This window comes from Erwinia sp. AC075 (assembly GCF_979253995.1).
Genome location: NZ_CEEDEU010000001.1, coordinates 3,868,988 through 3,892,053, shown reverse-complemented (window position 1 = coordinate 3,892,053; position 23,066 = coordinate 3,868,988). Strand labels below are relative to the sequence as shown.

Here is a 23,066-nt window from a genome sequence, read left to right as displayed (position 1 = left end):
GCCCAGACGCGCCTGCTGTACTCAAACTATCGGGCAGGATCCTTTACCGGCGCGGGGGCAAACCACTCAATCCATACTCGACCATCGCCATGTAAACCGCAAAGTAGTTCAGCGCCATTTGCATAAAGGTCGGGTGCAGGATGATGGTGTTGTTCGCTGTATCGAGCGTCAGTAAACCGCCAACCTCTGCGGCTTGCAGGCATCGTCTGATGTGCGAACGTGACACACCACACTTGAGTGAGGCTTTCAGGTAGTTGTACTCGATCACCACCGTCTGCTGTTTGATGCTCTCGATATAGAGATCCATCAACAGCATGTGCCCGGCATCTCTGAAAACGAACGCCTTACAATCCGGTACCATCTCGAAGAGATATACCTGATTGAGGGTGATTTCGGAATATTTTTGGAAATAACTGGCGGTGAAATTTTCCATTTTTAAACATCCGGATACATCGAACTCCGGATAAAGCATCCCATAGGGGATCATCATGGTATTAATTAACGCACGGGTTTCATCAAGCGCTTTTGACGTTACCTGATAGTTTAACTTTCGTTTATCCAGCGGATCCTTTTTGACGTCCATACGACCGCCTACCCGGATAAAAAGCAGAAAAGAATCAATCGTGTTGTCACTGATTAACCCCGTTTTCTTACAAAAATTTTTCACCTGGCGAAGCGTCGGCTTTTCTGTCGTGTAGAAATACGCAATGAGGGCAGAACCGATAATAAAACGGTTTGCTTTAAAAATAACCTTAAAATAGAGTGGCTTAGTCAGATAAAGTCTAAACAGTAGTTTGCAGTGCTTCTGCATGACTGCCTCAATGTTTTTGTGGGACTTAATTACTTCTGCACGGAGAAAAATTAATTCGGTGAGTTTTTGTTTTCTTTTCATATTGCTGCTTACTTTACCTGGTTCCATAATGCAAATAAAAAAATACCGCCACTCTTTCTTTAGATTTTATTTATAACCCGTTGAGAAATGGTCCATCTTGCTATATAGAGGCGGTTAGTTTTTAACGATTCTTGTTAAAATCAGTAAGGGTCTTTATTGCCCTTCTGAGGATAATCCTAACACTAAAGCGGCCGTATAGCATAATACCTGATTTTATTTTGACCGGTTAAAATATTTTCAAAAGCCAATGACTTGCTTTTGGCTTGGATGTTTTAGTTAGCTACTTCAATGATTTATATGGTTTTTTCTGCAATAAGAATCCTTTCCCATTTCTCTTAAAAAATTAACCACAAAAATGGACAGTGACATAGCAAAGCCTGTGTGAGAATTTTCTTATCGCCAAGTTAAACCCGTGAGTTCAGATGTCCAGGTTAACAGGATTTCTCTCAGGAGGGGGAATTACCGGCACGTTTTTAATGGATTTCATAAGGATTTATCATGGAAGAGTCACGTCATCAGCCCCTGCGTTACGGCAATTCTTTTGCGTTTTTTTGTAAAAAGAAGTTCGCCAGGTTACTGTTTTTATTACTGATATTAATGACTTTTTTTTCCGTGCCTGTTGCATTGGCTAATATGAGCGTTTATCCCATGGAGGTTACGCTTAATAGTCAGGGAGCAGCGCAGGTACAAACCCTGTCGCAAAGCGGCGAGGCGCAGTTTATTAAAGTCAGCATTAAGCGAATTGATCGCCCTGCTACACAATTTGAAAAAGAAATATTGATTGAAGATGCGGTTTCACGCTCGCTGATTGCTACCCCGGATAAATTCGCGCTGGCATCGGGTTCGCAACGCATCATTCGTCTTATTTCTTTACAACCTCCGGAGAAAGAGACCGCCTGGCGTGTTTACTTCGAGGCCGTCGGTGCGCCGGAGGAATTGAAAGATAACACCGGCCAGGAGAATAAAATCAGTAACCAGCTGGGCATCAATTTAGTCTGGGGCGTGCTGGTTCATATACCGCCGCAACACGCGGTATTATCACTGATCCCATTATCGTCGGGCGAGGTTAAAAACAATGGCACGGTGCGCATAGCGATCCGCGAAGTCGCTTTCTGCTTGCAAAAAAATAGCAGCAGCAGCTGCCAGTGGAAACAGGAACACGCCACGATATATCCGGATGAGACATTGCGGTTCAAAGCATGGACGCCAGATGAAATAAAAGCTGCACAGGAAATCAGAATTAAATATGTTGATCAGAAAACGAGAAGTATGAACGAATACGTTCTCGGGAAATAATCAATTTATTCTAAAAGAATAACAATCCGTTTGTTATGAAGCAGTTCATTGTCAATAAAACGGTCATGGATGCGCGTCATTCTTCAAGCCGCAGGCGCGTTGATTGTATTGAGTCACCTTCCTGCAGCTCGAATTATTTAGCGTTATGACCATTACATGGATTTTCATGGAGCTAAAATGCAAAAATTAATCAAACCACTTTTCATCGCTGCTGCGTTAACGGCTGCATTTAATGCACAGGCTGTGCAGAAAGATATCACTGTTAATGCCAACGTTGATTCGACGGTAGATATGACTCAGGCAGACGGCACTGCGCTGCCGGCAACCATTAATATGCAATATATTCCTGGCCGTGGTTTATCTACTTATTCACTGGATACCAAAATCTGGTCGAATTCTTCTACCGCTAATATCAACGTGGCGCTGGTGAGTACTGCCCAGTTAAACGAAACCGTAACCGGTACCGCCGTTCCGTTGAAAGTCACGTTGGGTGCAGATCTGAAACCGATCACCACCACGGCGACCTCCCTGACTTACGCATCCCTGTTTCCGGCGGGCACTGAGAACGGTTCTTCCGTTCTGCCATTGAAAATCGCCCCGGCAACCGTAGCGCCTCTGGCGACCGGCAGCTATTCCGGCGTGGTCAGCCTGTTAATTACACAGGCAACGACGTCGAGCTGATTTGCCGGAGTTGATTGATAGATTATTTCGGGGGGCAGTTCGCCCCCTTGTTATTCTTTTTCAGCAGGACGCTGTAATGAAGGTCATTTTCCGGATCGTTACAATCGCCTCTTTCATTACCCTGATCCCCTTTCTTTCAGCCCGTGCCGCCACCCAGGTTCCACCTGGTTTTGAATCGCTGGTCACCGGCCAGACGCTGTGGGTCAATCTGTCTATCTACGGGCAATCGCTCGGACTTTTTGAAGCCTCCGTTAACCTCGATACCGTCACTTTCCTCAAACCGGAAGCCGTCGCGCAGGCGGTGATGGCGCATTATCAAAAGAGTCCTCAGCAGCAAGCGCTGCTGGATCATCTGATCGGCAAGCCTATGGCACGTAACGGGAATCTGGCGTGCAGCAGTAACGGCGGCGTGAGCGGGTGTGACTATCTGGAAACAGATTCGGTTGCGCTTATCTATGATGAAAATAATGGCAAAGTCGCGCTGTTCCTCGGCCCTGAGTTTGTGCCGCTTGCCGCAACCAGGAACTCGCCGTACTACGAACAGACGGCAGAAACGGAAGCGGCGTTTATACATCAGCAGAATATCAACTTCGTGACTAATAACGATGACCAGACGTTATCCGTACAGGGCGCAGGCGCGATCGGATTGACGGAAAATAGTTATGCCGGTATTGACTGGGACTATCTGGTGCAGAAATATCGCCAGCAAAATCATCAAGATGTGCATTTTAACAATGTTTTCCTGCGCCGCGACGTTGGCAAACGCTACTACGTTCAGGCGGGGCGCATGGACTCCCGGGATATTTTCAGCAACGCAGGCGGAAATATTACCCTCAGCCAGTTGCCGCTCAGCACCATCGAAGGTGTGCGTGTCGGTTCCACGCTCGCCTGGATAAACAACTCACAGGCCGCGCAGGGCACGCCGGTGACGGTCTTTATCACCCGCCCGTCGCGTATTGATGCTTATCGCGATCGGCAGTTACTCGGCACCTTTTACCTGAATGCGGGGACACAGAACCTCGATACCACCGCGTTCCCTAACGGCAGCTACACCGTGACGTTGCGTGTTTACGAAGATAATCAGCTATCGCGCACCGAGCAGGTGCCTTTTAGCCGTACGGGCAATGTCACCAGCCAGAACATCGAATGGTTTGTGCAGGGCGGCGCCATTCCTGACCACGAGGTACAGGGCAACGGTGCAGAATCAAAAAACGGTGCCGATCGCCGCGTGATGCAGGCGGGGATTAAAGTGCCGCTCACCCGTGAAGCCGCGTTCACAGGCGGTGTGGCCGCGACCAACCGCCACCATTTTGTCGAAAGCGCATTTGACTGGAGTCACGGATTCGATAACCCGCTGCTCGACGGCATTCTCACCACCCGCTTCAGCTACCTGAAGGGCAGCGAAGGCTCTCGCGGCAACATTCAGCAGGCCACTTATAACGACGGTTTTTCCCTCAGCTTTTACCGCAGCGCACTGTATGCGCAGGATTGTTACAGCAACAACGGTGGCCAATACGGTTTCAGCGGCTGCTATCAGAGCAGCAGCCTGATGTTCAGCGTGCCGGTGAAAAGCTGGTACGTGAACGCCGGTTACAGCGCCAGTAAAAATGAAGGCCGCAACGTGATCCCGGCCCAGCTCGATGATAACGACGTGGTGCCGGTGTGGACACGCCGCAGCAGCTATAACAAAACGCAGACTACCACCTGGCAGGCCGGGCTGGGGCGCGGTTTCAGCGTCGGCGGCATCAACATCAATACCAGCGCCAACCTTTTTACGCGTACCAGCAGCACCGGCATGAAGCGCGATAACGGCGGATTTCTGTCCGTTTCACTCTCGCGGGTCAGCACGCCGACGATCAATGCGCGCTCGAACTACAGCTCGGTGGGCATGACTTATCAGACTGACCGCAGCAGTAAGGATCAGGTTGGCTATAACGTCGCGCAAAACTGGTATTTCGATGCGCAGAATCAGCAGGAAATCGGCGTGAATCTCAACGGGAATCAGGACAATACGCTGAATGCGTCGGTTTACGGAAAAACCAGCGGCGAGTACGGCAGCGGCAGTCTGGCGTTCAGTTCAGCCTCTTCGGGTGCGTCGGGCCAGCATCTAAGCAGTAGCGGAAGCTATAACTCCTCAATGGCGGTGGCGAAATCCGGTCTGTACTGGGGAAAATGGGGCAACGGCCTGCCTGGTGCTGCCATCGGGCTGAACGTCGCGAGCACCGATGAAAGCCGGGATACCCGAGTGGATGTCTCCGTTGACGGCGCGGGCAGCGCAAGTCTGCGCGGTACCGGCCGTACGTTGTTCAGCGTGCCGGCGTATACGCAAAGTCATATCAGCATCAATGATTCCATCGAATCCACCGCCGGTATGCGCAGTGAAATCACGCAGGGTGCCGGTCGCCGGACGCTTTTTATCGCGCCGGGACGGATGCTGGTCAGCAAGGTGAATATCGTCTCGCGCTACACCTATCTCGGCAGACTGATGGTCAATCCGCAAACGCCGCTGGAAGGCGCGACGCCGATAAATGTCACCAGCTGGTCGGGATTAGGACAGGGCGGATTCACGGCGGAAACCGATCACCGCATGAAGAATTTATATATGGCGCGTGGGAGGCAGATGTACCGCTGCGAACTGAAGGTGAAAAGCACGCATGACGTCGTGCGTTATGTCGGCGACAGCGAATGTAAAACGGTTGAACTTGCGTCGGTGCCGCAGGACGTTCAGCAGCGAGCAAAAATGCTGATCGCTACCCGCCGCACGGATGAAGGTCCTCTTGCGCGGGCAGCGTTTTCTTCGCAGAAACAATAATAGGGATTTTGTATGAAAAGTAGACTTCTTGCCAGTCTGGCGCTGATATGCCTGATGGCCGGCGCACAGGCGGCTTCACTCACGCCGGCAGGACGCAATACCAGCGTCGCCGTGTCCTTCGACCGGATGTCCGTACCGGCGCAGTTGCCCATCTGGACCAACGAAAACGGCGGTTATGACACCAACGACGCACCAAAATGGGGGAGGAACACGCTGGTGTGCCAGTCACGAACCAGCAATCAGTACGGTGCCTGCCTGACGTTTCCGGTCTGGCTGGAAGCCTCCCCCGCGCCGTATCCCGTGCCGGTCTTGTTTACAGAAAGCACCACTAAACAGACGCTGGTGCTCAATGTCTATATGACCAAACGTAGATCGCTAAATAATGTGGTCGTGGCAACCAATCTGGTTCCGCTGAATGCCTTTGGTGGAGAAGTTACGCCAAGGGGCGACGGTACGGATTATTCGGCGTATGTACCTTCTTCGGAGCTGAGTAAATTTCCCGCCGCCGGAACCTGGAGCGGAACGCTGAAAATGTCGCTGATGCAATGGCCCGTAACCTGTACCGGGAATTCGCAGAACGTGAACGTGGGCTGTACCAACGTGACTAAGCTGGGTGACTGGATCGCCAGCATGACCTTTAAGGTGACGGATTACGGTAATCAGCAGATCTATCTGCCCGAGTTTGGCAATGCGGCGGCGAATGTGGATCTCGGGCTGAAAATCTTCCCCGGCGCACGCGCAACCACCACGGTAAGCGGCAGCCGTTCGCTGGATATGTGCCTTTATGATGGCAATAATTCGGACAGCAACCGCGTAAGTCTGATATTTCAGGACGAAGGTTCAGCCGCGCCCTCCAGAGCCACGGGGTTGTTTTCGTTATATCTCATTGGCGGCAATAAAAATCTGGCACAAGATCGTCTGGATTATTCGATAGAGGTGATTAATCCGCTGACCAAAGCGCGGCAGGCAGTGCAAAACGGCACCGAGGTCATCTGGAGCGGTACCAATAAAGGCGTATTACGGCGCGTCGTTTTACCGGGACAGCGAAATTCCGTGCTGTGCGTTCCCGCTCCGATGGAGTTGATTACGCCCTCTTTCACTTTGTCGTCAAAAACGGCGGGGCGATATCGCGGTACTCTGAGGGTTATTTATACCCCGACCACGCAATAATCCCCTGAAAGACTTATTTCCTGATAAATAAAATTGTTGAATTAAAAATCATAGATAAGACGCTTATACAGATGAAGACTGTTTTTGAGGTTAAGTTTTTTAACCACATTCGCCTGATGACTGTAGAGCGTTTTTTTGTTTTCACCGGTTATTTTAGCCACACCTTCAATCGAACCTTGGGTGAATAAAGAACACAGGAAACTGAATTCGCATTTTGTTAAATCATTACTCATCACGGATGAGGAAAATGACAGGCCGTTTTTGTGAAGTATCAACACCTCCGCAAGTTTAATAGAAATTATGTCTGTGGAGGATTTTTTATCGATAAAAAAGTCGGCTTTGATGCCGTGCTCGCTATAGTTAAAAATATTTCTCTCGAAATCTGAGAAGAAAATCAGCGTTGTGTTTCGGTTGGTTTTTAGTCGTGTCAGATAATCGATGTAAGTCAGCGCTGTGCGGAAATTTGCAGGTAAATCAAAAATAATCAACGGCGACAAAATGGGTTTACTTTTCTGATCAAGCCTGTTTTTTACTTCACCAATATCGCTACAACAGCATAACAGTGATTGACCGATTAACGCAGTCATGCCCTGCTGGTGATAGTAGGACTGATCCAAATAAATAGCATCCATTTTTAATTTCCGATGAGATTCCCCTTATCCTCCGAATAATATCGGTTCCACGTTAAAAGTTAACTGTCCATTTTTGGTGCTAAGTTTGTCTGCTACGTCGAACAGACCTGATACCGGTCTCGGTCCGCTCTGTGCCAAAAGCGGAAGTTTAGGATGGCTCTGGGAAACTTCGAACTTGTCCATTAAATGCATGATCGGACTTTATTGAGATTTTGGGGTGCTAATAAACCGGTGGCAGAGCGGTGAGAGTTTCGTGGTATTTAATGTTTCATAAACTTATGCGCTCTGATTCTTTTTAATGCTTTCCCCTTCTTTCGCTAATCAAAGAGCCGCATGAAATCCCACCCCGACCTGGCGCTTTTTTGAGCAAGCGTGCACAGGGCCAATGGATAGTCAGTCTCCACCGTTCTGTAATCAGTCACAGGTTATAAGTAAGCTTTTCAATGTTGTCAGAAAGCATATCCAGCAGAGCGTTAACATAAATATTATTATTTCCCTGATGCCACATCGCACTCAGCGGAAGCCCGTCCACATTCTTCATCGGCGAGAGAGCGAGGTATTTCACGCCGTCAGCATTCATATTCTTATATGATGAAGGGACCAGAGCGATGCCCAGACCGGCGGCTACAAAACTCAGGATGGTCTGTTTCTCTTCGGCATACTGCGCGATAACGGGTACGCAGCCGCCTGCTTTGAAAACGTTCATCGTCAGATCGTGACTGTGAGGCCGGGTGCGCCTTTCGGGCACGATTACCGGCTCATTACGAAAATCATCGATACTGACTTCACTATGACTCACCAGCCGGTGATGGGCAGGAACGGCGAGCACGCAGGTTTCATTAGTGATAAATCGCGTTGTCAGCGTAACGTCAACATGTTCAGGCGGACGTACAAAGATCACATCCAGCCATCCGGAGAGGAGTCGGGGGATAAGGCTGTGCGTTTTATCTTCAGTAATATGGATATCCGCATCAGGAAACCGCCTGACGAAAAGATGAATTAATTCCGGCAGTAACCCTCTGGCAGCGCTGTCAATAGCACCTATCCGCAGCGTCCTTTTCTGCAATAATGCCGTTTTACGGAACCGCAGCCGCAGCGCATCGAAATCAGCAATCACGGCTTTGGCCTCATTCAAAAACGCTGCCCCTTCAGGCGTCAGCGAAACATTTCTGGTCGATCGATTCAGTAACCTTATCCCCAGCTCCTCCTCCAGCAATTTTATGAAACGGCTGAGTGACGCAGGCATCATTTCAAGTTTTCGGGCTGCCCGGCCAAAGTGAAGCTCATCACCCAACACTGCAAAGCAACGCAACTGATTTATATCCATTTTTTCACCAAAACCTGATTATGCAAATTATTTATATAAAGCAGTGCCGATGATAAAGCCGCGCAAAACTTCATACTGGGATTATTACAAAACGATAACAACCCTACATGACTGTGGAGCATCCTGAAATGAATAACGACCTCGACAAAAAGGTTATGCGAAAGGTTACCTTGCGCATCATTCCTTTTATTATGCTGCTGTATTTCATTGCGTTTCTCGACCGGGTAAACATTGGTTTTGCTGCCCTGACCATGAACCAGGATCTGGGCTTTTCGCCGACAGTCTTTGGGCTGGGTGCCGGCATTTTCTTCCTCGGATATTTCCTTTTTGAAGTCCCGTCAAACTTAATCCTCCATAAAGTGGGCGCCCGTATCTGGATCGCCCGCGTGATGATCACCTGGGGCTTAGTCTCTGGCTGTATGGCTTTTGTGCAGGGCACTACCAGTTTCTATATTCTGCGCTTCCTGCTCGGCGTGGCTGAGGCCGGTTTCTTCCCGGGTATCATCCTCTATCTCAGCTACTGGTTCCCGGCAGCAAAACGCGCGCAGGTCACGGCTATCTTCATGGCCGCTGCCCCGCTCTCAACAGCACTGGGATCGCCTATTTCAGCTGCCCTGCTGGAGATGCATGGTTTTCTCGGCTACGCCGGCTGGCAGTGGATGTTTTTACTGGAAGCCGTCCCCGCGCTGATGCTCGGCGTTATCGTGTTGTTCTACCTTACTGACCGCCCGGCCAAAGCCAAATGGCTGACTGACGAAGAACGTACCTGGCTGGAAAACACCATGCAGGCCGAGGAGCTGGCACGTGCGGCAAAACAGAGCCACAGTAGCGCATGGCAAGGACTGGCGGATAAGCGCGTGCTGGCACTGGCACTGGTTTATTTCGGTACGTCCGCTGGCTTGTACACGCTTGGCATATGGTCGCCGCAAATCATCCGCAGCTTCGGTGCATCATCGCTTGAAATTGGTTTCCTTAACGCCTTCCCGGCTGTCATAGGCGTTATCGCCATGATCCTGTGGGCACGTCATTCCGACCGTACTAAAGAGCGCAGCTGGCATGTAATTGGCGCCTGTCTGCTGGCAGCAGCCGGACTGATTTACGCCGGTAACGTTAGCACGCTGTTCGCCGTTATTATCGCCTTAACGCTGGTCACCGTAGGGATCAGCGCATCGAAACCCCCACTGTGGAGCATGCCAACCGTGTTTCTCAGCGGACCGGCAGCGGCAGCGGGTATCGCTACTATCAACTCCATCGGCAATCTCGGCGGTTTTGTCGGTCCGATGATGATTGGCGTGATCCGTCAGCAAACCGGCAGCTACAGCTGGGGCCTCTACTTTGTCGCGGGGCTGCTGGGATTATCAGCTCTGATTGTCCTCATTCTTTCTGCCAAAGCAAATAAACCGCAAACGGCAGAGATTCCTCATCCTCATACCCATCATTGACTGGAGAAGTAACTATGCGTAATTACAAAATTGCAGCCATACCTGCCGACGGTATCGGTCCGGAAGTCATTTCAGCAGGTGTTGAAGTACTGCATGCGCTGACACGTCGCGATCCGCAGCTGAAGTTTGATGTAGAAACCTTTGACTGGGGTTCGGATTACTACAAAAAACATGGCGTGATGATGCCGGAAGAGGGACTGAACACGCTGAAGAAGTTCGACGCTATTTACTTCGGCGCGGTGGGAGCACCCGATGTGCCTGACCACATCACCCTGTGGGGCCTGCGTCTGCCGATTTGCCAGGGCTTTGACCAGTACGCCAATGTACGGCCAACCAAAATCCTGCCTGGCGTGACTTCACCATTACGGAACCGTGGTCCAGGCGATCTTGACTGGGTCATCGTGCGTGAAAACTCTGAGGGCGAATACTCCGGTAACGGCGGTCGTGCGCACCGGGGCTTACCGGAAGAGGTGGGTACCGAAGTGGCAATCTTCACCCGCGTTGGGGTCACGCGCATCATGCGCTATGCCTTCAGACTGGCGCAGTCACGTCCGCGCAAGCTGCTTACCGTAGTGACCAAATCCAATGCCCAGCGTCACGGTATGGTGATGTGGGATGAAATTGCCGCTGAGGTAGCGCTGGAGTTTCCGGATGTGCAGTGGGACAAAATGCTGGTCGATGCCATGACGCATCGTATGACGCTGCATCCGCAGACGCTGGATACCATCGTTGCAACCAACCTGCATGCCGATATTCTGTCTGATCTGGCCGGGGCGCTGGCAGGCAGTCTGGGCGTGGCGCCTACCGCAAATATCGATCCGGAACGCCGGTTCCCTTCCATGTTTGAACCGATCCATGGTTCAGCATTTGATATCACCGGCAAAGGCATCGCTAATCCGGTTGCGACCTTCTGGACTGCCGTGCAGATGCTTGAACATCTGGGCGAACGCGACGCCGCTGCGTTGATCATGGAAGGCATCGAATACGTGTGTAAGAAAGGCATTCTGACGCCAGATGTCGGCGGCACCGCCAGTACCGCTGACGTCACACGCGCCGTGGTGCAATTTATCGAAGCCAAAGCTGACGTTGCCGAGAACGCATAGCCATGAAAAATGAACAGGCCGCAGCGATCCTGCAGGATATCTTTCAGCAGGCTGTCGACAGCGCCCGCGCCGGGCCGGTGATACCTCCGAACCTGCCGGAAAAGCCACGCGGCCGTTGCGTGGTGATCGGTGCCGGTAAAGCTTCAGCAGCTATGGCGGCAGCGGTGGATGCGGCCTGGCCTGAAGTGGATGTGTCAGGCGTGGTAGTGACGCGTTACGGTCACGCGGTGCCCGCGGGTCGCATCCGCATTATCGAGGCGGCGCATCCCGTATCGGATGCGATGAGTGAAACGGCCGCAATGCTGATTGTGGAGGCATTACGCGGATTAACACCGGATGATCTGGTGCTGGCACTGATTTCCGGTGGGGGTTCTGCGCTGATGGCGCTTCCCGCGCCGGGATTAACGCTGCCCGATAAGCAGAAAATCACCCGGTCTCTGCTACACAGTGGCGCCAACATCAAAGAGATGAATCTGGTACGTCGTCACCTCTCCGCGGTGAAAGGTGGCAAGCTGGCGGTGCTGGCGCAACCGGCCCGTATCGTGTCACTGATTATCAGTGACGTGCCGGGCGATAATCCGGCAGACGTAGCGTCTGGCCCCACCGTTGCCGACCACAGTATGCCGCATGATGCGCTCCAGGTACTACAGCGCTACGACATCGCTATCCCCGAAGCTGTCCGCAACCTGTTAAACCAGCCGGCCAGCCCGGTGAAAAAAGTAGCGAACGGTGAATTCAGGCTGATCGCCACACCTGCGCTGGCATTACAGCAGGCGGCAGTCGCTGCACGCAATCACGGACTCACGCCGCTTATTCTGGGCGATGCGATTGAAGGTGAAAGCCGTGAAGTGGCCGTGGTCATGGCCGGTATCGCCAGGTCGGTGAAGCAGTATGGGCATCCGGTTTCCGGTCCTGCTGTGCTGTTGTCGGGTGGTGAAACCACCGTGACGGTCAACAACGGTCAGCCCGGAAAAGGCGGGCGAAACACCGAGTTTTTGCTCAGCCTTGCTTGCGCATTGCAGGGTGAAAACGGTATCTGGGCAGTAGCTGGCGACAGTGATGGTATTGACGGCACGGAAGATGCAGCGGGCGCGATGGTTTTCCCGGACACGCTGACACGCGGCAGAATGAGTGGCCTTAATGCGGTTAATTATCTCGATGGACATGACAGTTACAGCTATTTTCACGCGCTTGATGATTTGCTGATAACCGGCCCGACTTTAACCAACGTAAATGACATCCGGGCAATATTGATTGCCTGAGCCTGTTGCTCTCCTGCGGCCCGGGAGAGCAATATTTATGCTTAGCGTTGTTCAGCCTAAGCCAGTTTGTCACGGTTCTAACGGCTTCCCCTGATGCTCTATCCTGGAAAGCTACAGCCTGTCGTGTCCAGTTTGCGCGGTTGAAAATCCCTTCTCCCTATTAAAACCAGTCAATCCCCTGGATTTAGTCCGTTTCTCACTCACAGTGGACGCTGGCCAGCGCCTATCTGCTTTGTGTCAGAAGCGGACGTTTTCTTTGAGCCTGAACTACCAAATTTCTATCAGTATCAAAACCATTAAACTGTGTGTGCCGCAAAGCGGTTTTCAGGTAATCCGGGACTGAGATCAGATTTAGCTTTGAGCAATGCACCGTCATATTCAGACAGCGCAGTGAGTCCCACTGTAGCCGTGGTGCAATAGAGATGGGTAAAACCCTCACCGGCGAGTGTCGGACAGGTGCTCTGGATTCCAGGTGACGTCAGAATAGCATCTGTGGTCCCATCTGGGCGGTAACGGACAACACGGCCCCCCCCATTCAGCATTCCATAGATAGCCCATCTCATCCACGCAGGAGCCGTCAGGCGCGCCGCTGCCTTCGCTTTCGGCGAACACGCGCTGTTTCTGCAGCAAGGGGTAATCACAGCACATTATCCGCCCCTGCATCGAGTCACAGTAATAGAGCGTGCCGCCATCGGGGCTGAAACAAATGCTGTTTGGTATAGCGACATCGGGCAGTGCAAGCGTCTCAACAGTCAGCGTTGCCGCGTTGACTCGATGAAACTTACCGATGACTTTAACGGGATAACCGTCATCCATCGTCCCGAAGACAAAATTACCGGCACGGTCACATCGTCCATCACCTATGCGGGCGCCGTTGTCTCCCGGTGAAGCGGCAACTGGGGTAATTAAACCGCTGTTGAGATCATAGAAAGCCAGCCTTGACGCGAATCCCATCAGCAGAATGTGACTTTTTTCAGTCAGTGCAAAGGAGCCAAGGCGTTCAGGCAGCGACCAGCGCATCACAGCCTCAGTGCCTCCTTCTATGGCGAGAAGTTCACTGGCTTCAATGTCAGTCCAGTAGAGCCTGCGGGTTCTTTCACACCACAGCGGGCACTCTCCAAGCTTATTCCTGACCTTAGCTGCAATTGAAAACATGTTTATCCTCCGGATATAAAAGGTCGTACTGCACGATGGCAAAAGTGGATAACGCAGTTAATGCAGAAAACGTGCAGAGAGCCGATCGCCGAAAAGCATGACGGCAAGTCCGATCAGCATGACAACCATTCCCCCCAGCCTGAGTAACGAAACCGGTCGCCGCATAGCCCCCAGCAACCCATAGTGGTCAATCATCTGCGAGGAAAGTAACTGTCCGACAATCGCCAGCCCGAGCAGAGCTGAGAACCCGATTTTCGGCGCAAGCACGACATAGCTGAACAGGGCACATGCGCCTATCATTCCGCCCGCCAGACTCCAGAGGGGTTGCGACGGGATCGCTGCTAGCGATGTCATCAACCCTCCCCTCAGCAGCGCGTAACCCCCCAGACTGAACGCGCCCGCCGTAAAGGAAAACAGCGCCGCAGTGACCGGGTCGCCGCCCAGTCCCTTTGCCAGCTGGCTGTTCAGGGTCGTCTGCAAGGTGATCCCCAGGCCTGCGGCAAAAGCGATTACGTAATAGATCATGCCAATGCTTTTCATCCTGGTCAGTCGGCCTGCACCAGCGGCAGGAAGGTGTCAGCAAAAATGTCAGGCTGGTAGCCAGAGGCTGCAAAAAGGTGCTCACGCGACTCATCAATCGCCGCACGCAGTCGCGCGCTATCTACGCCCAGCACCTTACCGTTCTGTTTAACGATGCGTCCGCCGATCATGACGGTGTCGATGTTGCTGCGCTCGGCGGCATGAACCACCGTGCCAAAGGCATTGCCGGACGGGTAAAGATTGAGATCACTGGAGCTAATCAGCACCAGGTCGGCTTGTTTGCCTGGCGTCAGGCTGCCCACTTTGTCCTGCAGCCCTGCACAGGCAGCGCCATCAAGAGTCGCGGCTTTAAGGAGTTGCGCCGCGGGAAGCGTTTTCAGCGCATGTTCTGAATCGCAGCACTTCTGCTGATGCATGCCCATCACGCGCTGCAGGTAAAAGGCGACGCGCATCTCCATAAACATATCGGTGCTGTACGACGTTTCATTGTCTACGCTCAGGCCAGGATTGATGCCATGTCGCTGCGCGGCCTCTATGGCGAACATTCCGCTTTCGATGCCATAGTGCGAATCTGAGCGCGGGCAGACGTTCACCCGGACACCGGCCTCCCGCAGAATTTTCCATCCCCGGTCAGGCAGCGCCGTGCAGTGATTGAAAATATTGTCCGGACCCAGCAGCCCCTGCTGATGCAGCGACTCAAGTTCAGACCCCATCTCAGCGCCAAAGAACTCAGTGACAATCGACAGTCCCAGCCGGCGGGCCTCGGCCCACAACTCCGGCTCCAGCTGGGCCATGACGGCGAGAGAGACCAGGCTTTCAGGGTTGTCGGTGAAATACTTATCCTGCAGACGCTGCCAGTTTCCCGGCCAGTGCGCTTTATCCCATTCGCCAGCTACCGGTGCGCCGGAAGCATGAATGGCACGAATGCCGGTATCAAGCAGGGCCTCGACGGCGGCATCGGAATGCGCTGCGGTGCGGCTGTTGTGCGAGTTATCGATCATCGTGGTGATGCCCGCGTCAATAGCGCCCAGCGCCGTCAGCAGGTTGCCAACATAGATATCGGCAGGACGGTAATATTTAGCGAAGGAGAAGTGCGTGGCGTTGCTGTAGTCGTCCAGGCAGGTGGCGTTTGGGTTAATGCGGCGCAACTGTCCTTCCCATGCGTGACGATGAGAATCGATCATTCCCGGCATGGCGATCATGTTAGTGGCATCAATGACATGCGCACCCGGCACATCCAGGTTTTGGCCCACGGCGGTAATAGTTGAGCCGTTGATGAGAATATCGCCGTGCTCAATGTTACCGACGCTCCCGTCCATGCTCAGTATCGTGGCGCCACGAATCAACGTAGCCTGTGAAGTACTATTCTGATTGTTAACAATATTTCGGATGTATTCGGTCATTAAACCTGCCTCTTTCCTGATTAATGGGGAAACGATACACCACGTCATTATCCTGAATAAGATGCTTAAAGCGTTTTCATAATTCATAATTCGCGAATAATCAGACTCACTTTTACCCAGGAGCAGGACGATGGATCGGATTCAGGCTATGCAGGTTTTTATAAGGGTTGCTGAAGCCGGAAGCTTTGTGCGCGCGGCAGAGACACTGTCACTGCCAGCTTCCACCGTCACCAGCACGATTAAAAATCTGGAGAAATACCTGCAGGTACGTCTGCTTAACCGGACGACAAGACGGGTCAGCCTCACACCTGAAGGACTGCAGTATCTGGTGCAGTGCCGGGAGATCCTGTCGCTAATTGAACTTAGTGAATCCAGCCTGAGTGATTCCGTCAGACGACCCCAGGGACGGCTGCGGGTTGATATGCCAGGGGGTATCGCCCACTTCATCGTCATGCCCAATCTGAAAGAATTTTACCGGCTCTATCCGGATATTTACCTGATGATTGGCGTCAGCGACCGGCAGGTCGATCTTGTTCAGGAAGGGATAGATTGCGTGATCCGAACCGGAGAATTAACCGACTCCACGCTGGTTGCGCGGCCACTTGGCCGGTTTCGCTGGGTGACCTGCGCCTCGCCGGACTATCTCAGGCAATACGGTGTGCCTGAGACGCCGGAAGCGTTGTCGCTGCATCGGGCGATTCATTACTTTTCCGGTTCGGGAAGACGCACTAATGAACTGCGCTTGACACGAGGTACTGAGGCCTTCTCTGTGCCGGTTGAGGGGGATGCAGCCGTTAACGAAACGGGACTCTATATCAGACTATGCCTTGAGGGTTTTGGGCTGGCGCAGCTTGCTGAGAATGTGATCTCGGAGAATCTGCGGCAAGGCAAACTGGTCGAGGTTCTGGCGGACTGGCAGCCACCTTCCGTGCCGGTGACGATGCTCTATCCGCATCAGCGTTTTCTCTCTCCCGCCGTGCGTGCTTTTGCTGACTGGGTCGGCGAACTTTTCAACGATGTCGCAGGTGAGAAACGGCCTTCCCGGTAAGAGATGGTCTTGAGAGTAAGAGTACGCTTCAGAACGATAATGGACAGCATCCACAGCAGAGGAACCGATCGTTCCCCTGTTGTGCCAGCCAATTCAGCCCGTCTGCTATACAGGTTCCAGATGCGCATTTCGTCCGGCAGCCATTCCGGTGCAGGCACCTGCTACCGCGATTGCTGCGGTCATCAGTAATGACACCGTCCAGCCTCCGGACAACTCCTGTACTTTGCCCAGCAACAGCGGCCCCATCGCCGCCATCAGATAACCAACACTCTGCGCCATGCCTGACAACGCGGCAGCATCACCGGCGTTTTTAGTACGCAGCCCGATGAAGGTCAGACCCAGCATCATGCTGGCACCCGAGCCAAAGCCTAGAAGCGCTGCCCACAGCATCGCAAGATTCGGCAAGTACAGGATCCCCATAAAGGACACAGCCGTTATAAGGCTTACGCCAGCAGCGGCTAATCTCTGATCGTTTAGACGACGCAGCGTGGCCGCCAGAATCAGGCCGGGAATGGCGGTGGTCAGCTGAAGGATACCGTGTACCTCACCAGCCTGAGCTGAGGAGAGTCCACTGTCCGTCAGAATGGCTGGCAGCCATCCCACCGCAACATAAAACGGCATCGCATTCAGGCCCATAAATAAGGTGACCTGCCATGCCAGAGGCGAGCGCCAGACCGCGACGGTCGCCGCTTTTTTCTCGCCCTCTCCCGGCAACTGATGCTTCATCTTTAACTGGGGCAACCATAAAAGCAACGCAAGCAGCGGTGCAATAACCAGCATGGCTAACGCGATGTTCCAGCCCCAGCTCTGCGTCAGAGGAATGACAATGGCTGAACCAATAGCACCAGCCGCGCCCATGGTGATGGAATATGCCCCCGTCATGGAAGCCACGTTGCCAGAAAAGTCACGTTTGATAAGGCCAGGCAGCAGGACATTGCCGAGGGCAATCCCGATACCTATCAATATGGTTCCGCCATAAAGCGCCCAGACACTGCCTGTGGAGCGAAGCAGGATGCCCGCTGAAATCACGGCCAGGGCACCAAAAAGGGTGCGTTCAAGACCGTACTTGTGTGAGATGGATGCGCTCAGCGGTGAAAAGACGGCAAAGGCCAGTAAAGGCAGCGAGTTAAGCAACCCAACGGCAGTAATACTGAGCCCAAAATCATGGCGAATAGACTCTAAAACGGGTGCGATAGCGGTAAAAGGAACACGCAGGTTGATAGCGATAAAAAGGATGCCGGTCACAAGTATGATTGAAGACCACTTGTTGGTAGTGTGGGACATAAATTTTGTTTTCTCTGGTAAAAAGAAAGACTTTAAAGGACGCATGAGTTACAGAATATAGATAACCTGACAACATATAACTAAATCATGCCAGTTAATAAAAAACCGGTGACCTCACCGGATGAGTTTAATGCCGATGCTTTCAGTCAGGCTGCTATCGCGCTGCATGTATCATCGTCAGGCGAGTATGCAGGGCAGAGTCCGCATGCTCACCGTAAGGGACAACTTATTATCTCTTTACGTGGTGCAGTGAGTTGTGAGGTTCAGGATGCGCTGTGGCTTGTTCCACCGGGACATGCTGTCTGGGTTCCGGGTGAAACCCCACACAACTGCCGGGTCACGAAGAATGCGGATACCTGCTTTCTGTTTATCGAACCCGGCGCGGCAGCGATGCCGGAAGCCTGCTGTACCCTTGCTATTACTTCTCTGGTCCGCGAGCTCGTTCTGTTCCTGGCAGAGCAGGAACATGCTTATTCGCCTGACAGTAAAAACGCGAGGCTGGCAGCAGTGCTGCTGGAACATATACCGGATGTGCCGGTTAAAGCGCTCCACCTGCCTGTATCCGACCATCCTAAAATCCGGAATATGGCTGAGGCACTTTTTAATGAGCCTGATGACCGGCGAACATTAAAGCAGTGGGCTGCACATCTGGTCACCAGCGAACGATCGCTGGCCAGGCTGATAAAAGAGGCGACAGGAATGAGCTTTGGTCGCTGGCGTCAGCAGCTGCATTTGATGATTGCCCTGAGCCATCTGGCTGAAGGTCAGTCCGTGCAGCGCGTAGCCGGAACGCTGGGATATGATTCGGTAAGCGCGTTTATTACGATGTTCAGAAAAGCGTTGGGTAAATCACCGACGCAATATTTTATGTCCCTAAACTAATGCAACCCGACACAAACCGGATTTTACAAAGAACGCCAGCGTCCGCTGTTCGCTCAAAACGGACCTTCATAGTTGAAAGCCCCGCGCATCAATAAACCCCTCTTAGTAGCCATCAAACACAACTGCCCACCCCACCGCCTGCGAACAGAAAGAAGAGTGGAGAACTGGCCATAGCCTCCATCACGTCTACCTGGAAGGTTTCTCCTTCTGGTCAAAAAGCGGAGGTGTTATTTTTTATATCCCAGCCGGCCCTGGCTTCGGCGCCTTTACCGCCGGAGGCACTCTGTTCCCAGTACTGCACTTTTACCGTCTCGGCCTGAAAAGCATATTGCATCCGGGCTTGGTCACTGCCGTCACTGAATGAAACTCCGGCAATAAAAACGTTCTCCAGCGTGATGCGATAATATTCCAGTGCGGTACCGCCCGCCTTGCAGGCCGAGAGTTGTACTTTGCTAATTTTATGGCCATTCGACGCATGCAGAAACATCGCTGGGGTGGACTTATCCATTGACGCTTGGGCAATCAGATTGAGATGATTGGCGCCTCCCTTACCGGCCTGAACCCGGTTTACGCCCCAGCTGTAAGAGTGGATATCGGTCCAGCCCTTGTGGTCAGCGTCCTGAGACTCGCCATTTATGTTGTCGACCTTGATAAACAAATTACTCATTCCCTGAACCCTCTTCTGAGCTAATCCTTGCTGACTTCGGTAATTTTTCCATCCTGCGTCATAAGATACTTACTCCCATGGCGTCTGAACTGCGTGTCGCCATTGCGGGTACGATTAATAAGCATCAAAATATCTTTATCGATACAGTTTTTAGGTGGCGCCATATCAGCGAAACATAACCTGTCTTCCCGGCCTAATTCCTGATACCCCTCACCAAAACCAAAGATCGTTATGTATCTTGGTCCCCCGGCATCGCTGGGGAGTATTTTATACTTTGAGTAAATAGCGGATTTATTTTTCATCCACCAGTCAATACTGGCTGAGGTTGAAATCGGAAGACGATCAACAAGGATTTCTGCATGAGTGGTATTTTGATGTGCATCGATCACTTTTACGCTTCGGAAATCTAGATAGATATATACGCCTATGGCAGTCAGCACCAACAAGAACACACTGATCATTAACTTTTTCACTTAACGCCTCCATCAATATCTGTTGTCGCTTCTATATGGGTGATAAAGAGACGAAATCTAAATGGGCTAAAACGGTGCAGGACAAACCCCCTCCTCAAAAACTGAAACTGATGAAATTTTGGCTTACTAATGTCCAAAAGCTACTCCTTGCTGACTTCGGTGATTTTGCCATCCTGCGTCATAAGATAAGTATTCCCGTGGCGTCTGAATCGCGTGTCGCCATCTCGAGTGCGATAAATCAGCATGAGGATATCTTTATCGATACAGTTTTTAGGTGGCTCCATATCAGCGAAACATAACCTGTCTTCCCTGTCTTTGTAGCCATCATCCTGATAACCCTTACCAAAAGAAAAAACTGACAAAAAGGCAGGCCCTCCGGAGTCTTTTGGCAATATTTTATATTTTGATAATATTTCAGCTTGATTTTTCACCCACCATTCAATACTGGCTGAAGTAGATAAAGGTAAATGATTAACCAGAATTTGTGCGGTGTATTCATCATGATGTGCATCTATAACCTTAACGTCCCGGAAGTTAAGATACAAATATGACCCACCAGTCATGAAAGACACTAAAACGAACATAATCAGTAGTTTTTTCATTTCCTCCCCCCCTCAATATCTATTATCGCTTCCATGTTTGTAAGAAAAGGACGAAAGCCAAATCTGTTAAAACGTTGTAAGACGAACCAAATCCTGAAGAACTGGAACTGTCTGAACTTGTTTGTAGATATATCATTCACATCAAGCCCAAAATGATCTTGCCCAACATATTTAACTTTGGCTTTCCAACCGGTGGAGATAACGTCTAAATTAAGTAATTCAATCTGCGTAGCATAAACATCATGGACTGAAATACCAAGCCCATTTATTTTATCCGCTAAAAGAGAATCAAACTTTGGTAAAACCTTTTTCCCGATCGCCATGGTAAATGAAGGTCGTGCTGCCTGAGGAAAAGCTTTATTAACATAATCAACATACTCTTCTATAACTGCTTTTATTTCCAGCCTGGTACTGTTTCTGGAATCATCATTAAGGATCTGCTCACGATATCCCCTGTCCAGCTGCAAATCTCGGAACGGTGCGCCGTTCGCCGTTTGCATATGGCTGAACATTTGATTGATCAGATTTCTATAGGGACCATAAACGGAAAAAGGCAGCGATGTGATCTGAAGTTCATCAAACAACAGGTTCGCACACTCCTCGACACTGACTTTCCCCGCCCTTTTATCGCCAAACACGCCGGCAAAGCGCGATTGCGGATTATTGAAGGCCGTCAGTCGTGTCAGCGTGTAAGGGTCAACGACGTTAGAAATGGTGCTGAGGGCAAACTCGTCTTTCAGGCGTGATTCGGTGATGTCGCCGCACCGCATATCATCGGTGCCGTAATCGTCGAACAGGCGCTGCGTGGAGAAGATAGTCTGCGGGAAACGGGCCAGTGTCATCTGCGTTACTCCTTGTAACGGGAAATCCCTATTTTATTCAGACAGGCTTTTTATCAGAGGCGAATAACGAAACTTTACGTCAGATTAATCATGCAGAAAAGTGATAAACCCACAAAACAGCAAGTTAATTTAGAGGGCATTGGCAGAAGGCGTTAATAGATCCGCTAATCTTATTTTAAGTTATTCCCTTCATCATCAAGCAACACCGACTTTCCGTGGCATCCCTGTTACCACTCTCCATTACTGATTCGATTAACCGGCATCGGGATAGTATTTATTATTAAATTCTCAGATTGGTTTTTATTTAAATGAAAAAAGCCGCGATCAAGCGGCTTGAGGTAAAAAAAGGTCGTGCCCAATTGCCTGCAAGTAAACCCGTCCGATGAAACCAGGCCAGGTCAGTCCGCCGTTAATCACGCACCAAAAACTTCTCGATAATGTCTTCGCGCGGCTCGACGCCCAGGCCAGGCTCTGACGGCAGCCAGGCGTAACCGTCTTCAATGCGCACCGGGTTCTTCGCCAGCGAGCGGCTGATTTCACCGGGCTCAACGCAATATTCCATCACCAGCGCATTCTCGATGGCGCAGAGGAAGTGCAGCGAGGCGGCGGTGTTGATGTCGGTGGTGAAGTTATGGTTACACACCTTGCGGCCCCGGCTGTGGGCATAGTTGGCGATTTCAATCGCCTGGGTAAAGCCGGTGCGGGTCAGGTCGATCTGCACGATATCAATGCCGCCTTCATCAATCAGACGCTGGAAGCCGCTGACCGAACACTCCTGCTCGCCGGCCGCAATATGCTGCGTACAGGCGGCGGAAACCTGGCCGTAACCGGCAAAGTTATCCGGGTGCAGCGGCTCCTCAATCCAGAACAGGTTGAACGGATCGAAACGCTCGGCACGACGAAGGGTGGTTTTGGCATCCCAAGCATGGCCGACGTCGAGCATCAGGTCGACATCGTCGCCAATTGCGTGGCGAAGTGCGTCGAGATAGCGCATATCCAGCGCTTCATTTTCACCAAAGGGTTCCCAGCCAAATTTCACGCCGGTGTGGCCGGTATCCACCGCATGACGGGCGCGGGCTACGGTGTCATCAATGCTGTACTGGAACATATTGGAAGAATAGACGCGCATTTTGTCGCGCATCGCGCCGCCCAGCAAATCGACAATCGGTTTATCCAGCGCCTTGCCTTTGATATCCCACAGCGCGATATCAATGCCGGCCATCGCCTGGATCACCGCACCGTTGCGGCCGTAATAGATGGTCGCCTTGTGCATTTTGGTCCACAGGCGCCTGGTGTCCAGCGGGTTCTCGCCAATCAGCAGCGACTTCAGGCCGGTGACCATGGTGTGGGAGTACGGCGCATCAATAATCGCTTTGGTCACGTACGGGCTGCCGTCCACTTCGCCCCAGCCGACATAACCAGCATCAGTGGAGATTTTGATCAGCAGCGCATCCTGCGAACTGTCGGTGCGCTTTTCAATGTTCGGCAGCCGTAAGTAAAAGGCTTCTACGTCGGTAATTTTCATCAAGTCGGTTTCCTGGTGGCAAAATAGT

Annotated in this window: 21 protein-coding genes and 1 pseudogene; 9 read left to right on the top strand and 13 right to left on the bottom strand. The window is 51.7% G+C overall.

From position 1 onward, the window contains the following. Positions 1-43: 43 nt before the first annotated feature. Entirely contained in the window at positions 44-892 is an 849-nt protein-coding gene (locus tag AC0IXH_RS18260; RefSeq protein WP_471720804.1) for a hypothetical protein, read from the bottom strand. Positions 893-1,390: 498 nt separating this feature from the next. Between AC0IXH_RS18260 and AC0IXH_RS18255 the strand changes: the two genes are divergently transcribed. From AC0IXH_RS18255 to AC0IXH_RS18240, 4 genes are all read left to right on the top strand, one after another. Further along, positions 1,391-2,188: a fimbrial protein gene (locus tag AC0IXH_RS18255; RefSeq protein ID WP_013204478.1), complete on the top strand. Its 798-nt coding sequence runs from the start codon at positions 1,391-1,393 to the stop codon at positions 2,186-2,188. A 177-nt stretch (positions 2,189-2,365) separates the two neighbouring features. Then, positions 2,366-2,869: a CS1 type fimbrial major subunit gene (locus tag AC0IXH_RS18250; RefSeq protein WP_013204479.1), complete on the top strand. Its 504-nt coding sequence runs from the start codon at positions 2,366-2,368 to the stop codon at positions 2,867-2,869. Between the two features lie 76 nt (positions 2,870-2,945). Next, positions 2,946-5,681 (top strand): TcfC E-set like domain-containing protein, encoded by a 2,736-nt coding sequence (locus tag AC0IXH_RS18245; protein ID WP_471720803.1) that lies wholly within the window; start codon positions 2,946-2,948, stop codon positions 5,679-5,681. A 12-nt stretch (positions 5,682-5,693) separates the two neighbouring features. Further along, a complete protein-coding gene (locus AC0IXH_RS18240) occupies positions 5,694-6,851 on the top strand; it encodes a CfaE/CblD family pilus tip adhesin (RefSeq protein WP_471720802.1) in 1,158 nt (385 codons plus the stop codon). 41 nt (positions 6,852-6,892) lie between these two features. Here the strand turns inward: AC0IXH_RS18240 and AC0IXH_RS18235 are convergent, their stop codons facing one another. Beyond that, entirely contained in the window at positions 6,893-7,483 is a 591-nt protein-coding gene (locus AC0IXH_RS18235) for a LuxR family transcriptional regulator (protein ID WP_471720801.1), read from the bottom strand. A 418-nt stretch (positions 7,484-7,901) separates the two neighbouring features. Further along, positions 7,902-8,810 (bottom strand): LysR family transcriptional regulator, encoded by a 909-nt coding sequence (locus AC0IXH_RS18230; RefSeq protein WP_206404544.1) that lies wholly within the window; start codon positions 8,808-8,810, stop codon positions 7,902-7,904. Positions 8,811-8,938: 128 nt separating this feature from the next. Between AC0IXH_RS18230 and AC0IXH_RS18225 the strand changes: the two genes are divergently transcribed. Genes AC0IXH_RS18225 through AC0IXH_RS18215 form a run of 3 tightly spaced genes read left to right on the top strand, consistent with a single transcriptional unit; the run spans position 8,939 to position 12,617 of the window. After that, on the top strand, positions 8,939-10,252 hold the full coding sequence (locus AC0IXH_RS18225) for an MFS transporter (RefSeq protein WP_346596034.1): 1,314 nt from the start codon (positions 8,939-8,941) through the stop codon (positions 10,250-10,252). 14 nt (positions 10,253-10,266) lie between these two features. Further along, positions 10,267-11,355, top strand: coding sequence for a tartrate dehydrogenase (locus AC0IXH_RS18220; RefSeq protein WP_013204485.1), 1,089 nt, complete (start codon positions 10,267-10,269; stop codon positions 11,353-11,355). Positions 11,356-11,357: 2 nt separating this feature from the next. Beyond that, the gene (locus AC0IXH_RS18215; RefSeq protein WP_346596033.1) at positions 11,358-12,617 is read left to right on the top strand and encodes a glycerate kinase type-2 family protein; all 1,260 of its coding nucleotides are present in this window, start codon (positions 11,358-11,360) and stop codon (positions 12,615-12,617) included. A 296-nt stretch (positions 12,618-12,913) separates the two neighbouring features. Here the strand turns inward: AC0IXH_RS18215 and AC0IXH_RS18210 are convergent. From AC0IXH_RS18210 to AC0IXH_RS18200, 3 genes and pseudogenes are all read right to left on the bottom strand, one after another. After that, a pseudogene (locus AC0IXH_RS18210) lies at positions 12,914-13,772 on the bottom strand (SMP-30/gluconolactonase/LRE family protein). A gap of 57 nt (positions 13,773-13,829) precedes the next feature. Beyond that, positions 13,830-14,297 (bottom strand): DMT family transporter, encoded by a 468-nt coding sequence (locus AC0IXH_RS18205; RefSeq protein WP_241199832.1) that lies wholly within the window; start codon positions 14,295-14,297, stop codon positions 13,830-13,832. A 20-nt stretch (positions 14,298-14,317) separates the two neighbouring features. Further along, positions 14,318-15,715 (bottom strand): amidohydrolase family protein, encoded by a 1,398-nt coding sequence (locus AC0IXH_RS18200; RefSeq protein ID WP_471720800.1) that lies wholly within the window; start codon positions 15,713-15,715, stop codon positions 14,318-14,320. A 130-nt stretch (positions 15,716-15,845) separates the two neighbouring features. On the opposite strand from AC0IXH_RS18200, the gene AC0IXH_RS18195 reads away from it, so the two are divergent. Next, positions 15,846-16,763, top strand: a complete 918-nt coding sequence (locus AC0IXH_RS18195) for a LysR family transcriptional regulator (protein WP_471720799.1) — start codon at positions 15,846-15,848, stop codon at positions 16,761-16,763. Between the two features lie 105 nt (positions 16,764-16,868). Here AC0IXH_RS18195 and AC0IXH_RS18190 read toward each other — a convergent pair whose 3' ends face one another. Next, positions 16,869-18,047 carry an MFS transporter gene (locus AC0IXH_RS18190; protein ID WP_471721160.1) on the bottom strand — a complete coding sequence of 393 codons (1,179 nt, stop codon included), beginning with the start codon at positions 18,045-18,047 and terminating at the stop codon, positions 16,869-16,871. Between the two features lie 87 nt (positions 18,048-18,134). On the opposite strand from AC0IXH_RS18190, the gene AC0IXH_RS18185 reads away from it, so the two are divergent. Next, complete coding sequence (locus tag AC0IXH_RS18185) at positions 18,135-18,929, top strand: AraC family transcriptional regulator (RefSeq protein WP_013204492.1); 795 nt, start codon at positions 18,135-18,137, stop codon at positions 18,927-18,929. Between the two features lie 211 nt (positions 18,930-19,140). Here AC0IXH_RS18185 and AC0IXH_RS18180 read toward each other — a convergent pair whose 3' ends face one another. The 6 genes from AC0IXH_RS18180 to AC0IXH_RS18155 form a co-directional block, all read right to left on the bottom strand. After that, positions 19,141-19,596 carry an Hcp family type VI secretion system effector gene (locus tag AC0IXH_RS18180; RefSeq protein ID WP_471720798.1) on the bottom strand — a complete coding sequence of 152 codons (456 nt, stop codon included), beginning with the start codon at positions 19,594-19,596 and terminating at the stop codon, positions 19,141-19,143. A gap of 20 nt (positions 19,597-19,616) precedes the next feature. Next, the gene (locus AC0IXH_RS18175; RefSeq protein ID WP_471720797.1) at positions 19,617-20,069 is read right to left on the bottom strand and encodes a DUF943 family protein; all 453 of its coding nucleotides are present in this window, start codon (positions 20,067-20,069) and stop codon (positions 19,617-19,619) included. Then, entirely contained in the window at positions 20,066-20,206 is a 141-nt protein-coding gene (locus tag AC0IXH_RS18170) for a DUF3289 family protein (protein ID WP_428980709.1), read from the bottom strand. Before AC0IXH_RS18170 ends, AC0IXH_RS18175 begins: the two co-directional genes overlap by 4 nt. 3 nt (positions 20,207-20,209) lie before the next feature. Next, positions 20,210-20,671: a DUF943 family protein gene (locus AC0IXH_RS18165; RefSeq protein WP_346568340.1), complete on the bottom strand. Its 462-nt coding sequence runs from the start codon at positions 20,669-20,671 to the stop codon at positions 20,210-20,212. Then, the gene (locus AC0IXH_RS18160; protein WP_471720796.1) at positions 20,668-21,513 is read right to left on the bottom strand and encodes a DUF3289 family protein; all 846 of its coding nucleotides are present in this window, start codon (positions 21,511-21,513) and stop codon (positions 20,668-20,670) included. Before AC0IXH_RS18160 ends, AC0IXH_RS18165 begins: the two co-directional genes overlap by 4 nt. A 409-nt stretch (positions 21,514-21,922) precedes the next feature. Continuing rightward, positions 21,923-23,038, bottom strand: coding sequence for a mandelate racemase/muconate lactonizing enzyme family protein (locus AC0IXH_RS18155; protein ID WP_134823073.1), 1,116 nt, complete (start codon positions 23,036-23,038; stop codon positions 21,923-21,925). Between the last annotated feature and the right edge of the window lie 28 nt (positions 23,039-23,066).